The 13,917-nt window shown below is 68.1% G+C and carries 11 protein-coding genes; 5 read left to right on the forward strand and 6 right to left on the reverse strand.

Annotated elements, in window-relative coordinates; all coding sequences use genetic code 11:
* Positions 1-7: 7 nt before the first annotated feature.
* Entirely contained in the window at positions 8-199 is a 192-nt protein-coding gene (locus C441_RS08305; RefSeq protein WP_007274702.1) for a hypothetical protein, read from the forward strand.
* Positions 200-229: 30 nt separating this feature from the next.
* Here C441_RS08305 and lpdA read toward each other — a convergent pair whose 3' ends face one another.
* The 5 genes from lpdA to lipA all read right to left on the reverse strand — a co-directional run bounded on the left by lpdA (position 230) and on the right by lipA (position 6,593).
* Entirely contained in the window at positions 230-1,657 is a 1,428-nt protein-coding gene (gene lpdA / locus C441_RS08310) for a dihydrolipoyl dehydrogenase (protein ID WP_007274703.1), read from the reverse strand.
* On the reverse strand, positions 1,657-3,234 hold the full coding sequence (locus C441_RS08315) for a 2-oxo acid dehydrogenase subunit E2 (RefSeq protein ID WP_007274704.1): 1,578 nt from the start codon (positions 3,232-3,234) through the stop codon (positions 1,657-1,659). The genes lpdA and C441_RS08315 overlap by 1 nt, the downstream gene beginning before the upstream one ends.
* A 3-nt stretch (positions 3,235-3,237) precedes the next feature.
* On the reverse strand, positions 3,238-4,221 hold the full coding sequence (locus C441_RS08320) for an alpha-ketoacid dehydrogenase subunit beta (RefSeq protein ID WP_004968684.1): 984 nt from the start codon (positions 4,219-4,221) through the stop codon (positions 3,238-3,240).
* The gene (gene pdhA, locus C441_RS08325) at positions 4,218-5,324 is read right to left on the reverse strand and encodes a pyruvate dehydrogenase (acetyl-transferring) E1 component subunit alpha (protein WP_007274705.1); all 1,107 of its coding nucleotides are present in this window, start codon (positions 5,322-5,324) and stop codon (positions 4,218-4,220) included. The genes C441_RS08320 and pdhA overlap by 4 nt, the downstream gene beginning before the upstream one ends.
* Before the next feature lie 333 nt (positions 5,325-5,657).
* Positions 5,658-6,593 carry a lipoyl synthase gene (gene lipA / locus C441_RS08330; protein ID WP_049920508.1) on the reverse strand — a complete coding sequence of 312 codons (936 nt, stop codon included), beginning with the start codon at positions 6,591-6,593 and terminating at the stop codon, positions 5,658-5,660.
* Between the two features lie 605 nt (positions 6,594-7,198).
* Here lipA and C441_RS08335 point away from each other — a divergent pair.
* Entirely contained in the window at positions 7,199-9,538 is a 2,340-nt protein-coding gene (locus tag C441_RS08335; protein WP_007274707.1) for a DEAD/DEAH box helicase, read from the forward strand.
* Between the two features lie 50 nt (positions 9,539-9,588).
* On the opposite strand, the gene C441_RS08340 is transcribed toward C441_RS08335, so the two are convergent.
* Positions 9,589-10,239, reverse strand: a complete 651-nt coding sequence (locus C441_RS08340; RefSeq protein ID WP_007274708.1) for an HAD family hydrolase — start codon at positions 10,237-10,239, stop codon at positions 9,589-9,591.
* Between the two features lie 102 nt (positions 10,240-10,341).
* Here C441_RS08340 and C441_RS08345 point away from each other — a divergent pair, with 102 nt between their 5' ends.
* From C441_RS08345 to C441_RS08355, 3 genes are all read left to right on the forward strand, one after another.
* Positions 10,342-11,073, forward strand: coding sequence for an Sjogren's syndrome/scleroderma autoantigen 1 family protein (locus tag C441_RS08345; RefSeq protein ID WP_007274709.1), 732 nt, complete (start codon positions 10,342-10,344; stop codon positions 11,071-11,073).
* Positions 11,074-11,249: 176 nt separating this feature from the next.
* Positions 11,250-12,269 carry a tRNA-intron lyase gene (gene endA, locus C441_RS08350; protein ID WP_007274710.1) on the forward strand — a complete coding sequence of 340 codons (1,020 nt, stop codon included), beginning with the start codon at positions 11,250-11,252 and terminating at the stop codon, positions 12,267-12,269.
* Positions 12,266-13,855: a tryptophan--tRNA ligase gene (locus C441_RS08355; RefSeq protein WP_007274711.1), complete on the forward strand. Its 1,590-nt coding sequence runs from the start codon at positions 12,266-12,268 to the stop codon at positions 13,853-13,855. The genes endA and C441_RS08355 overlap by 4 nt, the downstream gene beginning before the upstream one ends.
* Positions 13,856-13,917 lie beyond the last annotated feature (62 nt).

The following is a 13,917-nucleotide window of genomic DNA, read 5'->3' on the forward strand; positions in this document are numbered from 1 at the left end:
ACCGCACATGCCAATCAGCGACGTCAACACGCCCGAGATCTGGGTGGCGGGCTTCGCCTTCGTGGTCCTCGCGCTCGCCGCCCTGTCCGAGGGCGTCGTCCTCTTCGACGTCCGGACACTCGGCGTCGACGAGTCGATTCCCGCGGCCGTGGCAGTCGTGGGGACGATGCTGGCGCTGTGGTGGTTCGACGACGGGTGAAAACAAAAAAGCCGGGCTGTTCTGCGGCGTTTACCGATTCAGCGTGTGAATCGCCTGCCCGAGCGCGTTCTCGGCGGCCTCCATGACCGCTTCCGCGAGCGTCGGGTGAGTGTGGATGGTCGAGGCCACGTCTTCGAGCGTCGCGCCCATCTCGATGGCGAACGCGAGTTCGGCGATGAGCTCCGAGGCCTCGGGGCCGACGATTTGCGCCCCGAGGACGAAGCCGGACTCCTCGTCGGCGACGACGCGGACGAAGCCGTCTGCGTGGTTCGTCGTCAGCGCGCGGCCGGACGCCCGGAACGGCATCTGCCCGACGACGGGCGTGAAGCCGGCTTCCTCGGCGTCGGCCTCGGTCATGCCGACCGTGCCGATTTCGGGGTCGGTGAAGACGGCGGCGGGGACGGCCTGACTGTCGAAGGCGACCGGTTCGCCGGCGACGTGCTCGGCGGCGACGATGCCCTCTTTCGAGGCGACGTGCGCGAGCATCGGCGTGTCCTCGACCACGTCGCCGACGGCGTAGATGTGCTCCACGTCGGTGCGGCGGCACTCGTCGACCGAGAGGAACCCGCGGTCGTCGGCGTCGAGGCCGGCGCTCTCGATGTCCATCGTGTCGGTGACGGGCGAGCGCCCGACGGCGACGAGCACCTTGTCGGCGCGGTACTCGTTTTCCTCGCCGTCTTCGGTCTCGGTCGTCACCATGATGCCGTCGTCCTCCTCGCGCCAGCCGCTTGCTCCCTCGCCGAAGTGCATGTCGATGCCGAGGTCCTCGGCGCGCTTGCGGACGACGCGGGCCACGTCGGACTCGTAGCCCGGCAGGATGTCGTCGAGCATCTCGACGACGGTCACGTCCGCGCCGAGCTTGGCGAACGTCGTGGACAGCTCCATCCCGATGTAGCCGCCGCCGACGACGACCAGTCGCTCCGGGACGGTGTCGGCTTCGAGGGCGTCCCGCGACGACCACACCGGCTCGTCGCCGAAGTCGAAGCCGGGTATCTGGATGACGCGCGAGCCGGTGGCGATGATGCAGTGTTCGAACTCGATGGTCTCCGAGCCCTGCCCCTCGCCGCCGTGGGCGATACGGACCGCGTTTTCGTCTTTGAACCGGGCGGTCCCCTCGATGAGGTTGACGCCGTTTGCCTTACAGAGCTTCTCGACGCCGCCTGTGAGTTGGTCCACGACGCCGTTCTTCCAGTCGCGCAGTTGCGACATGTCGACGACGGGGTCGGCGTGGATGCCCATCTCCTCGGCGTTGCCCGCCTCGTGGGCGAGGTTCGCGCCCGTGATGAGCGCCTTCGAGGGGATACAGCCGTAGTTGAGGCAGGTGCCCCCGTAGGCGTCCTTCTCGACGAGCGTCGTGTCGATGCCGTTCTGTGCGGCGCGGATGGCGGCGACGTAGCCGCCCGGTCCCGCGCCGATGACGAGCAGTTCGGTTCCGGTTGCGATGTCTCCGACGACCATTATTCTAACACCAGCAGTTTGGGGTCTTCGAGCAGTTCCTTGACGCGGTTCGTGAATCGAGCGCCCTGCGCGCCGTCGACGATGCGGTGGTCGAACGAAAGCGAGAGGGTGAGGACCTTTCGCGGCACGACCTCACCGTCGACGACCCGCGGCTTGTCTTTGATGGCTCCGAGCGCGAGAATCGCCACCTCGGGGTAGTTGACGATGGGCGTCGCGTACTCGCCGCCGATGCCGCCGGTGTTGGTGATGGTGAAGGTGCCGCCGCGCATCTCCTCGGGCGCGATTTTGCGGTTGCGGGCCTTCTCGACCTTCTCGTTCATCTCGTCGGCGAGTTCGAGCATGCCCTTGCGGTCCGCGTCGTGGACGACGGGGACGAGCAGGCCGGCGTCGGTCGCGGCCGCGACGCCGATGTTGTACTCGTCGCGCAGGACGATTTCCTCGTTTTCCTCGTCGAGTTGCGAGTTGAGGTACGGGAAGTCCTTCAGCGCCGCGACGACCGCCTTCATCACGAACGGCATATAGGTCAGCCGCGAGCCGCGCTCTTCGGCGACGGGCTTGAGCTGTTCGCGCAGTTCGACGAGCTCCGTCACGTCCACCTCGTCGTGGTGGGTGACGTGCGGCGCGGTGTACTTCGACCGCTGCATCTGGTCGCCGATGGCCTTGCGGACGCCCTTGTAGGGAACGCGCTCGCCGGCACCGGGTTCGACCTCTGCGCTCTCGGCCGCCGGCGACCCGCTCGTCGCCTCGGCGGTCGCGGTTCCGGCGTCGGCCTCGGCGGCCACCGCCTCGGCGTCCGCGGCCTGCGCCTCGCGCTGGGCCTGCGCGTACTCCTCGACGGCCTCGGGCGAGACGAACGCCTCGCCGTCGCGCATCTCGGTCGCGGGCACGGCGTCGATGTCGACGCCCTTCTCCTTGGCCAGCGCGCGGGTCGCGGGCGCGGCGAGCGTCTGCTCGCGGTCGGCGCTCTCGGCCGACGCGGCGGACGAGGTCGCCGATGCCGACGTTCCCTCGTCGCGCTTCGCGGTCGCGGATTTCCCGTTGGTCTGGACGGTCCGCGGGCCGGTGGGTCCGTCGTCGCCTTCGCCGTCGTCTTCCGCGGCGGCGCGAACGTCGCCCTCGGTCACGCGGCCACTCGGGCCGCTCCCGTCGACGGATTCGAGACTGACGCCGAGTTCGCGGGCGAGCCGTCGGACGCTCGGCGGGGCGAACACGCGCCCGCCGGGACCGGACCCGTCGTCGCCAGCGTCGTCGGCACCGCTCTCGGCCGCCTCGGAATCGGGCGTTTCGGCGTCCGCGTCGGCGGCCTCGGCGTCTGCCGCGGCCTCGTCGTCGTCGCCATCTTCCTGAATGGTGATGATGACGTTGCCGACGGGGACGACCTCGCCCTCCTCGGCGAGGAGTTCCTCTACCGTCCCGTTGAACGGCGAGGGCACGTCGACGAGCGCCTTGTCGGTCTCGACCTCCGCGAGCACCTGGTCTTCGGTTACCTCGTCGCCCGGCGCGACGTGCCACGTTACGAGTTCGCCTTCCGCGACGCCTTCGCCGACGTCGGGGAGTTTGAATTCCTTGAGCGCCATCGTTCAGAAGTTCACCGCCTCACGAATACCTTCTTCGACGCGGGCGACCGAGGGGAGGTAGTAGTCCTCCAGCGCGTACAGCGGGTACGGCACGTCGTAGCCCGCGACGCGCTTGACCGGCGCTTCCTGGTAGAGTAGCGCCTCCTCCTGAATCGTCGCCGTGATTTCGGCGCCGAGGCCGCCGTTCTTCGGGGCCTCGTGGACGACCACCGCGCGGCCGGTCTTCTTGAACGACTCGACGATGGTCTCGCGGTCGAGCGGCGAGATGGTGCGGATGTCCACGACCTCGGCGTCGATGCCCTCGTCTTCGAGGTTCTCGACGGCTTCGAGCGTCGGGCGCGTCATCGCGCCGAAGGTGAACACGGACACGTCCGTGCCCTCGCGGCGGACGGCGGCCTCGCCGATGGGGACCGTGTAGTCCTCCTCGGGGACCTCGCCGCGGAACGCCCGGTAGATGAGCTTCGGTTCCATGAAGATGACCGGGTCGGGGTCGCGGATGGCGGAGATGAGCAGTCCCTTCGTGTCGTACGGCGTCGAGGGGATGACGACCTTCAGGCCGGCCTCGTGCGCGTAGAACATCTCCTTGGACTCCGAGTGCGACTCGGGGGCGCGGATGCCGCCCCCGTAGGGCGCCCGAAGCACCATCGGGAGCGTGTAGCGGCCGCGAGTGCGGTTGCGGAACCGCGACATGTGGCTCACGATTTGGTCGAAACCGGGGTACATGAAGCCGGAGAACTGAATCTCGGGGACCGGCTTCAGCCCCATCGCGGCCATGCCGACGGCCGTGCCGACGATGCCCGATTCGGCCAGCGGCGTGTCGATGACGCGGTCGTCGCCGAACTCGTCCCACAGTCCCTCCGTGGCCCGGAAGACGCCGCCGTTCTTGCCGACGTCCTCGCCCATGACGAGCACCTCGTCGTCGAGGTTCATCTCGGTGTAGAGACCGTCCCGTACCGCCTGCACGATGGTGAGGTTCTGACTGCTCATTCTCTGAGGAATCCTTCGTCGCCGAACTTCTCGCGGAGCGCCTCGAACTCCTCGTACTGTGCCTGAATCTCCGGGGTCCGCTCGGCGTAGGCGTAATCGAACATCTCGCTCGGGTCCGGACGCGGGTCGGACTCGGCCGCCTCGATGGCGTCGGCGACCCGCTGTTTCACGTCTTCTTCGATGGACTCGACGGTCTCGTCGTCGATGCGGCCCGTCTCGCGGAGGAACGACTCCAGCCGCGGAATCGGGTCTTTCGCCTTCCACTTTTCGACCTCGTCGTCGTCGCGGTAGACGGTGGGGTCGTCGGCGGTCGTGTGCGCGCCGAAGCGGTACTGGACCGCCTCGATGAGCGTCGGGCGGCCCTCGCCCTCGCCGGGGTTCTTCGCCTTGTCGAGCGCCGCCTTCGTCACGGAGTAGACCGCGAGCGGGTCCATCCCGTCGACCTGCACGCCGTCGATGCCGTAGGCGGTCGCCTTCTGCGCTAGCGTCTCGGCGGCGGTCTGTCGCTCCCGCGGCACCGAGATGGCCCACTGGTTGTTGTTACAGAAGAAGACGTTCGGGGTGTCGAAGACGCCCGCGAAGTTCAGTCCCTCGTGGAAGTCGCCCTCGGAGGTCGCGCCGTCGCCGAAGTAACAGATGACGGCCGTGTCGTCCTCGCCGCGGAGCTTCTTCGCCCACGCCGCGCCGGTCGCGTGCGGAATCTGCGAGGCGATGGGGACCGCGGGCGGAAAGAGGTTCACGCCCTCGGGCATCTCGTTGCCCTTCTCGTGGCCCATCCAGTACAGAAGCGTCTGCTTCAGCGGGAGGCCCCGGAGCAACGACGCGCCGTGTTCGCGATAGCTCGGAACCATCCAGTCCTGTTCGTCGAGCGCGAGCGCGCTCCCGATCTGTGCGCCCTCCTGTCCCGACAGCGGCGGATACGTCCCCATCCGCCCCTGTCGCTGGAGACTCACCGCCCGCGTGTCGAAGTGCCGGGCGAGACGCATGTAGCGGTACATCTCGACGAGCGTCTCGTCGTCGACGTCGGGGACCTCGCCGACGACGGTCCCGTCCTCGTCGAGCACTCGTACCTGGTCCTGCGGGTCGCGTTGAAGCACGCTCACGGGAGAACCCTCCTGTTCATGGCAAAATCGACACCCGCCGGCGTTATATTGTTTTCGTATATAATTTACTTTGGCTCGGAATATTGCGGTTCGCGTCGTGCTATGTAAACTCACGCGGGGTAAAATTGGACATTTTCGATTCTAAACGATTCTTCCTGACGTTCATTAGTGTGAACCCACACATCGCCGAGAAATAATCGGAAATATCGACAGCATTGCAGGACTGTTTCGGGGCGGGCGCGGGGTCAGACCCGGATGTCGGACCCGGGTGGCTGAGTCGCGCGGACGGGGGCGGTACGGCGGACGCAGTCGGTGCGTCGCGGCGGCCGCGACCTACTGTCCGGCGGCCGCGCGGGCGGCCTGCCGCGCCTCCTCGACGCTCGACCCCTCGCGGAGGAGCGCGTCCACGAACAGTTCGCCGGCCTTGTACGACGACCGGACCATCGGGCCGGACGCGCAGTAGAGAAAGCCCAGTTCGTCCTCCGCGACGCGCCGCCACGTCTCGAAGGCGTCGGGGTGGACGTACTCGAACACGTCGAGGTGGCTCCGGGAGGGCTGGAGGTACTGGCCGAACGTGACGATGTCCACGTCGGCCTCGCGGAGGTCCGAGAGGGTCTGGTAGACCTCGTGGGCGTGCTCGCCGAGGCCGAGCATGACGGAGGTCTTCGTGTGAATGTCGGACTCGTCTGTCACCTGCTGGAGCACCGAAAGCGACTGCTCGTAGCCGGCGCGGCGGTCCCGAATCGGCCACTGGAGGCGCTCGACGGTCTCGATGTTGTGGGCGATGACGTCGGGCCCGGCGTCGATTATCTTTCGGACGTGTTCGGGTTCGCCCTGGAAGTCGGGAATCAGCACCTCGACGAGCACTTCGGGGTCGCGGCGCTTGATTTCGCGGATGGTCTCGGCGAAGTGGGCCGCGCCCTGGTCCGGCAGGTCGTCGCGGTCCACGGAGGTCAACACGACGTAGTCGAGGCCGATTTCGGTCACCGCGTCGGCGACGTTCGCCGGCTCGTCGGGGTCCAGCGGCTCCATCCCACCGGTCGTCACGTCGCAGAAGTTACACCCGCGCGAGCACCGGTCGCCCATGAGCATGAACGTGGCCGTGCCGGGGCCGTCGCGGCCGCTCCAACACTCTCCGAGGTTCGGGCAGTTCGCCTCCTCGCAGACGGTGTTGAGGTTCCGGTCCCGGAGCGTCGATTTGATATCGGTGAAACGCCGGCCCGATGGCGGTCGCATCTTCAACCAGTCTGGCTTCCGCCGCGTGCGCATAGGCAGTTCTTGCGGGGCGACGGGCAAAAACGTGAGGATTGGTCCGCCGTCTGTCGGGTTGGCGGCACAATCGCTGGCCCGAGGCGACCGAACCCACGTCGCCACGACACCGTTCGGCCGAACCACGTTCTATGTTAGCACATGTTGTTCAGAATCGTTCAAACGAACAGTTCTATCACGGAAAACGAAAACTCATGGGCGAATACATCACGACTTTCCATCAAACAGCATGTACGACCGTGCTAGATTTATCACTTACCTGAAAAACTTATATTCGAGTAAAGACTTCCATCGAGTGTGAACTGGAAACACCGCCGCGACATGACGAAGGCCGAATCGAAGAAGCACGAGGCCACCGCGGGGACGAACTGGTCGTTCATCGCCGCGCTCGCCGGCGCCGCGTAAGCGGGCCCGCACCTCGGTCCCCGAATCGACCCTCCCCCTACCACCCACCAACCTCAGCCCCTCCGTTTTCCGCTCGTTCGACACCCGCGAGCCGCCGCGCCGGATGGAGAAACGCCTTTCCCCACGGACGACTCGGCTTCGTGTATGACGCTCGTCTTCGTCTCGTCCCCGACGCCAGCGCGCACCCGGAGGTGCGCCCAGTGAAAGTCGCCGAGGCGGTCCCCGAGTTCGCAGACGCCTTCGGGTTCGAGGAGTTCAACCGGATGCAACGCGAGGCGCTCCCCGCCATCCTCGACACCGACCACAACGTCGTCGCCTCCGCGCCCACCGCCAGCGGGAAAACGGCGCTCGCCGAACTCGCCATCTGTCGGACCCTCCGCGACGAGGGGACGGCGCTTTTCATCGCCCCGCTCCGCGCGCTCACCACCGAGAAGGAGACCGAGTGGGAGCGCTTCGAGGACCTCGGCTACTCGGTGTACGTCGTCACCGGCGAGCGCGACCTGAACCCCCGGCGGGCCGCCCGCGCCGACATCCTCGTGATGACGCCCGAGAAGACCGACTCCGCGACCCGGAAACACGACTCCGCGCGCTACTCGTTCATCGAGGACGTGGACTGCGTCGTCATCGACGAGGTCCACCTGCTGGATTCGGAGACCCGCGGCGGCGTCCTCGAAGTCACCGTCTCGCGGATGCGCCGCATCTGCGACCCCCGCATCGTCGCGCTGTCGGCGACCATGCCCAACATCGACGACGTGGCGGCGTGGCTCGACGCGCCGGACGAGACGACCTTCGAGTTCGGCGACGACTACCGCCCGGTCGACCTCCACGCGGGCGTCAAGACCTACTCTCACGGCGAGAACTCCTTCGCCGACAAGTACCGCCGGCTGTACCGGGCGTTCGACCTCGCCGAGCCGCACATCCGCGACGGCGGCCAGTCGCTCGTGTTCGTCTCCTCGCGGCAGGACGCCGTCCGCGCGGCCGCCAAGGCCCGCGACGAACTCGCCAAGCGCGACGTGCCCATCGGCGCGCGCGGCGACTACGACTTCCACAACGAGGCCAAAGAACTGAGCAACGATTCGCTCGCCAAGGGCGTCTTGGACGGCGTCGGCTTCCACCACGCCGGCCTCTCGCGGGACGACCGCGAGGCCGTCGAGGAGTGGTTCAAGGAGGGCAAGATTCAGCTCCTGTTTTCGACCTCGACGCTCGCGTGGGGCGTGAACCTCCCCGCTCGCTGTGTCGTCATCCGCGACACGAAACACCACGACCCGCTCGAAGGCGAGGTGGACATCTCGCCGCTCGACATCCTCCAGATGCTCGGCCGCGCGGGCCGCCCCGGCTACGACGACGTGGGCTACGGCTGGGTCGTCTGCGACCGCTCGGACCAGAACAAGTACCGCCGCCTGCTCCGCGAGGGCAAGGAAATCGAGTCGCGCCTCGCAGAAGACCTCGACTCGCACCTCAACGCCGAAATCGCCATGGGGACCATCCGCGACCTCGACGACGTCATGTCGTGGCTGGAGACGACGTTCTACTACCGGCGGGCGCAGTCGAACCCGGCGGCGTACGACTTCGAGGACCTCCGCTCGCGCGTCCGCGACGTGCTCGACCGCCTCGTCTCCCGCGGCTTCGTCGAGATGGACGACGACCTCTCCATCGACGCGACCCCGCTCGGGCGACTCACCTCCAAGTACTACCTCCGACTCGGGACCGCCTCCCGCTTCGCCGACCTCGCGCAACGGGACCGCATCACCGCCGACGACGTCCTCGAAACCGTCGCGGGCGCGGCCGACTTCCGGCAGGTGTCGGCGCGCCAGTCCGAGGTGGACGCCGTCGACTCGGTGCTGACGGGCGTCTCGACCACGCTCGAAGACGGCCCGAGGAAGGTGCTCGCCATCCTCCACGCCAGCATGGCGAACTCGACGCCGAGCGAACTCCGGAGCGACGCGTGGGTCATCAAGCAGAACGCGCTCCGACTCCTCTCGGCGCTCCGCGAGTTCCTCGACACCTTCGCGGACGCCCGCGCGGCCAACCTCGCGAGGCGCGTCGAGGCCCGCGTCGAAAACGGCGTCAGTCGCGACGCCGCGGCGCTCACGGCCGTCGACGGTATCGGTCCCGGCCGCGCGCGAAAGCTCGCGACCGGCGGGCTCTCCACCCCGGCCGACGTGGTCGACGCCGGCGTGAAAGAACTCACTCGCGCGGGCCTCTCGCAGGGCGTCGCCGAGCGCGTCATCGAGAGCGCGAAAGACCTCCCCGCGCCCGAAATCGACTGGGGCGACTTCCCCGAGTCGGTCGCCCGCGGCGAGAGCGACATGCACGACATCCGGGTGCGAAACGACGGCGGCGGCGGCTCGGTCGGCATCCGCGTCACCGTCAACGACGTGGAGATGTCGGCGAAGACGTGCTATCTCTCGGACGAGGAGACCGTCCCCGTCGGCGTCTTCGGCGCGACCGACGACGAACTGGAGTTCGTCGTAGAGGTCACGTTCCCCGACCTGCCGATGCTCCCGATTCGGGAGTCGCGGACGGTTCGGGTCGAATAGCGGAAACCGCGGGGTCGGTCGGGTTCTGACCGTTTTCGGTCGCGTTTCCCTTACTCCTCGCCGAGCAACGCCGCCCGCAACTCTTCCGGCCCGTCGACGATTTCGTCCGCCTGCGAGAGGTCGAGGTCGGCGTTCTGCCCGCCGCGGTAGGCGATGGTGTACGCGCCGGACCGCACGGCCGCTTCGATGCCGTTTATCGAGTCCTCGACGACGACGCAGTCCTCGGGGGCGACGCCGAACTCGGCGGCGGCGTGCTCGTAGATGTGGGGTTCCGGCTTGCCGGCCTTGTCGATGTCCTCGGCCGAGAGCACGAGGTCGAGGGGGTCGAGGTCGAACCGCTCGCGGACGGTCGAAATCCAGTCCTGCGGGGCCGACGAGACGATTGCCAGCTTCTTGCCCGCCGCGCGGAGGTCCGAAAACAGCTCCTCCGCGCCGTCCATCAGGACCACGTGTTCGCCGTAGACGCTCTCTGAGTTCTCGTGGTACGCCGCGATGAACTCGTCTTTCGTGACGGTCGTCCCGTACGTCGCGTCGAGGTAGTCGTATATCTCGCGGAAGTTCATCCCCGTTATCTCCTCGTGGTCGGGGTCGCCGGACTCGATGGCGTCGGCGAACACCCACTCGTCCTCGAAGGCGTGCCAGTACTGCTCGGAATCGACTAACACTCCGTCCATGTCGAACAGCACGACGTTCGCGTCCATGGTTCGCCCTCGGCCGCGGCCGACCAAAGAGCTTCGTTCCGCGGCATGCCCGGAGAACCCTCGCACGTAGGTTCAAATCGGAACCCGGAACCACCCCGCCGCATGGATTCGATACGCGTCTTCGCCGGCGACTGCACCGTCAGCTTCGAAGGCTCCCGCGACCGCACCCAGCGCGGCCGGGTCGTCGTCGTGGCCAAGCCCGACCGAACCGTCCTCGTCCACGACGCCGCCGGCTACCAGCCCGTCGCGTGGCTGACCCGCGCCGACTCGCTGACCGTCGAGTCCGGACCGGGGTCGTTCGGCCTCGTGGCCCGCGCCGGCGACCAGACGCTCACCGTCGAGTCGAACGACGTGGCCGGCCGCGCCGAGTACCCCGCGAGCGACGCGGGCGTCCCGGTCGGCTCACATCCCGACACCGGCGACCCGCTCGTCAGGACGAACGGGGCCGTCGTCGCCCTCGACTCGGGAACCGAGTACCGCCTGCCGGCGGGCGCGACCGTCCTCGACGAGACCTGTGGCGACTGCGGCCTGCCGCTGATGCGCGTCGAGCGCGGCGCGTCGTTCGAGGTCTGTATCGACCGCCGGTGCGACCCGCTGGACGACCGCGTGAAGGACCGCTTCGACGGCGAGTGGTCGTGTCCGGACTGCGGGTCGCCGCTCCGAGTCATCCGGCGGAGCGGCCGTCTGCTCGCCGGCTGTGACGCCTACCCCGAGTGCGAGACGGCGTTTTCTATCCCCGCGGGCGTCGTCGTCGACGACTGCGACTGCGGCCTGCCGACGTTCGAGACGGGTCGCGGCCGGCGGTGTCTCGACTCGACCTGCGAGGGCCGATGAGCCGAGACGAGGGGCGACGGGCGTGGCCCCGTCGCTGGCGACACGGCCGGCCGAGCGGGCGCATCCACGGACGCACCCCGCGACGAGCAGACGGTTGCGGCGGCCCCGACGTTCCCGCGCGCCGACCCGCCGCCGGCATCGCAGACCCTTTGTCGTCCCCGCGCCCCGATTCGGGTATGCAAGGACGCCTCGAAGACGGCGTCGTCCACCTCCCGGGCGACGCTCGACAGCGGTTCCACGACTCCCGCGGCTACGGGAGACCCACCGGCGGCGACGACCTGGAGGTCGCGCCCGTCGAGGCCGCCCACCTGCTCTCGCGGGACGACATCGACGGCGTGGACGGGATGGGCCTGCGCGAACTCCTCGCGCGCACCGGGACCACCCTCGACTTCGTCGTCTACAAAGACCTCCGCGACCGCGGGTTCTACCTCTCGCCCGCCCGCGAGGGCTGGCCCGGCGTCGACGACGCCGCGGGCGCTGACTTCCTCGTCTACCCCCGCGGGAAAGGCCCGTGGGACGGCGAGGTCGAACACCGCGTCCGCGTCGTCGGCGAGCGCGAGTCCATCCCCGTCTCGTCGCTCGGCGAGGTGGTGCTCGCCATCGTCGACGAGGACGGCGACCTGACCTACTTCGACACCGAGGGCTACTCCCCCGAGGGGACGGCGGTCGAGGACCTCCCGACCGACCTCGACGCCGAACTCCTCTCGGACCGCGCGCTCGTCTGGGACGGCGTCGACCGCCTCTACCAGCGCGGATTCTTCGGCCAGCGCCTGTACGGCAGAAACGCCGACAGCGGCCCGCTCCAGCTGTCGCTCCTCGAAGCCGCCTACCTCGCCCGCGCCGACGCGCTCGCCATCGACGAGGCCGACGTGGTCTCCCGCGGCCGCGACGTGGAGGGCGACCGATTCGACCGTCGGCTCGCGGTCTACGCCGCGCTCCGGGGGGCCAAGACGGTCCCCAAGAGCGGCTTCAAGTTCGGCTCGGACTTCCGCGTCTACACGGAGTTCGAGTCGGTGTCGGACCTCTCGCACTCCGAGTTCCTCGTGCGCGTGGTCGCGCCCGACCACACGTTCGTCCCGCGGGACCTCTCGCTCGACGTGCGCCTCGCCGGCGGTGTCCGCAAGCGAATGGTTTTTGCGCTGACCGACGACAACGGAGAGATAGACTGGCTTTCGGTCAGTCGGCTCACGCCATGACAGACGACGAACCCGCGGAGCGCATCCGCACCGATGGAGGCACAGCAGAGGGAGCAGATGACGTCGCCCTCGACCCGTGGGGCTCGTCGACCGTCTCCGACTACCGGAAGCTGTTCGAGGAGTTCGGCATCGAGGAGTTCGACGAGGTGCTCGACGAGGTGCCGAACCCGCACTACCTGATGCGCCGCGGGGTCATCTTCGGCCACCGCGACTACCGGCCGGTCCTCGACGCCATGCGAAACGGCGACGACTTCGCCGTCCTCTCGGGGTTCATGCCGACGGGCGACCCCCACATCGGCCACAAGCTCGTCTTCGACGAGATAATCTGGCATCAACAGCAGGGCGGCGACGCCTACGGCCTCATCGCGGACATGGAGGCCCACTCCGCCCGCGGCATCCCGTGGGACGAAATCAACGAGCACAGCCGCGACTACCTGCTGTCGCTCATCGCGCTCGGGTTCGACCCCGAGGCGGGCGAACTCTACCGACAGTCGGACAACGACCGCCTCCAGCGGCTCGCGTTCGAACTCGGCGGGAAGGCCAACTTCTCGGAGTTCCAGTCCATCTACGGCTTCGACGGCGAGACCAACGTCTCGCACATGCAGTCGGTCGTCACGCAGATGGCCGACATCCTCTACCCGCAGTTGGACGACCCCAAGCCGACGGTCATCCCGGTCGGTCCCGACCAGGACCCCCACGTCCGGTTCGCCCGCGACCTCGCCACCCGGATGCGATTCTTCAAGGTGACCGAGGCGTTCGCGAGCTTCGAACTCGCGGACGCCGAGCGCCCGCTCGTCGCGGCCGCCCACGACGCCCGCGAGGAGTACGCCGAGGACGCCGACGTGCCGCGGTGCGGCGAGGCGGCCGAGTGGCTCGCCGACGCCGACCTCGACGCGGCCGGCGTGCTCGTCGCCGAGTCGGTCCGCGAGTCCGCGGTCGAGAAGCTCGAAAACGCCGGGATGGAACCGCTCCGCCCGCGGATTCGCTTCTTCGCCCGACAGGCGACCGACGAGGCGTTCGAGGCGCTCATCGAGGACATCGAGGGCGAAAAGCGCCGGTACGACCAGCACATCGACGCGTTCGACGTGGGGGTCGACGAGGCCGAGGAACTCGCCCGCGAGGTCGAGGCCCACCACGGCGGCTACGGCTTCATCCCGCCGTCGTCCATCTACCACCGCTTCATGACCGGCCTCACCGGCGGCAAGATGTCGTCGTCGATTCCGGCGAGTCACATCTCGCTTCTCGACGCGCCCGAGGAGGGCTACGACAAGGTGAAGTCGGCGACGACCGGCGGCCGCGACACGGCCGAAGAACAGCGCGAACTCGGCGGCGAGGCCGACAAATGTCCGGTGTACGAGCTGTACGCCTACCTGCTGACGGGCGACGACGACGAACTCGCCAAGGAGGTCTACGACGAGTGCGTCGGCGGCGAGCGCCTCTGCGGCGGCTGTAAGGAGCAGGCGGCGACGATGATGCGCGAGTTCCTCGAAGACCACCACGAAAAGCGCGAGGAGGCCGAAGAGGTCCTCGACTCGCTGGACATCGACTTAGAGACGGAGCGACGCGGCGTTGCCGCCGAACATTAGTGAGGCGGGAGTTCGTGGCGGTTGAAAGCCGACACGGCGTTGCCGCCGAACATTAGTGAGGC

The organism is Haloferax sulfurifontis ATCC BAA-897, from assembly GCF_000337835.1.
Taxonomy (GTDB): domain Archaea; phylum Halobacteriota; class Halobacteria; order Halobacteriales; family Haloferacaceae; genus Haloferax; species Haloferax denitrificans.

What these genes read in the sequence shown, in the direction of transcription:
- C441_RS08315 (WP_007274704.1), bottom strand. Translation starts at nt 3,234, where the DNA reads ATGGCGCTCAAGGAATTCAAACTCCCCGACGTCGGCGAAGGCGTCGCG.
- C441_RS08340 (WP_007274708.1), bottom strand. Translation starts at nt 10,239, where the DNA reads ATGGACGCGAACGTCGTGCTGTTCGACATGGACGGAGTGTTAGTCGAT.
- endA (WP_007274710.1), top strand. Translation starts at nt 11,250, where the DNA reads ATGCAAGGACGCCTCGAAGACGGCGTCGTCCACCTCCCGGGCGACGCT.
- C441_RS08355 (WP_007274711.1), top strand. Translation starts at nt 12,266, where the DNA reads ATGACAGACGACGAACCCGCGGAGCGCATCCGCACCGATGGAGGCACA.
- lipA (WP_049920508.1), bottom strand. Translation starts at nt 6,593, where the DNA reads ATGCGCACGCGGCGGAAGCCAGACTGGTTGAAGATGCGACCGCCATCG.
- C441_RS08305 (WP_007274702.1), top strand. Translation starts at nt 8, where the DNA reads ATGCCAATCAGCGACGTCAACACGCCCGAGATCTGGGTGGCGGGCTTC.
- lpdA (WP_007274703.1), bottom strand. Translation starts at nt 1,657, where the DNA reads ATGGTCGTCGGAGACATCGCAACCGGAACCGAACTGCTCGTCATCGGC.
- C441_RS08320 (WP_004968684.1), bottom strand. Translation starts at nt 4,221, where the DNA reads ATGAGCAGTCAGAACCTCACCATCGTGCAGGCGGTACGGGACGGTCTC.
- C441_RS08345 (WP_007274709.1), top strand. Translation starts at nt 10,342, where the DNA reads ATGGATTCGATACGCGTCTTCGCCGGCGACTGCACCGTCAGCTTCGAA.